This is a genomic window from Citrobacter sp. Cm038 (assembly GCF_030333105.1).
GTDB classification, from domain to species: Bacteria; Pseudomonadota; Gammaproteobacteria; order Enterobacterales; family Enterobacteriaceae; genus Citrobacter; species Citrobacter murliniae.
In genome coordinates this window covers 1-306 of record NZ_JAOWGO010000003.1, presented here as the reverse complement: position 1 = coordinate 306, position 306 = coordinate 1, and the positions used below count along the sequence as shown (strand labels likewise).

Here is a 306-nt window from a genome sequence, read left to right as displayed (position 1 = left end):
CACGAAACTTGCCCCGAGATGAGTTCTCCCTGACTCTTTAAGAGTCCTGAAGGAACGTTGAAGACGACGACGTTGATAGGCTGGGTGTGTAAGCGTAGCGATACGTTGAGCTAACCAGTACTAATGAACCGTGAGGCTTAACCTTACAACGCCGAAGCTGTTTTGGCGAAGAGACGAAATTTCAGCTTGATACAGATACTATTAACCGGCGATAAGCGGGTTAATGACAGAATTTGCCTGGCGGCTGTAGCGCGGTGGTCCCACCTGACCCCATGCCGAACTCAGAAGTGAAACGCCGTAGCGCCG

2 rRNA genes are annotated in these 306 nt (G+C 51.3%); both read left to right on the top strand.

Annotation, left to right across the window (positions count from 1 at the left end):
- A 23S ribosomal RNA gene (locus tag OGY01_RS00695) occupies positions 1 to 145 on the top strand; the annotation flags it as partial.
- A 91-nt stretch (positions 146 to 236) separates the two neighbouring features.
- A 5S ribosomal RNA gene (gene rrf / locus OGY01_RS00690) occupies positions 237 to 306 on the top strand; the annotation flags it as partial.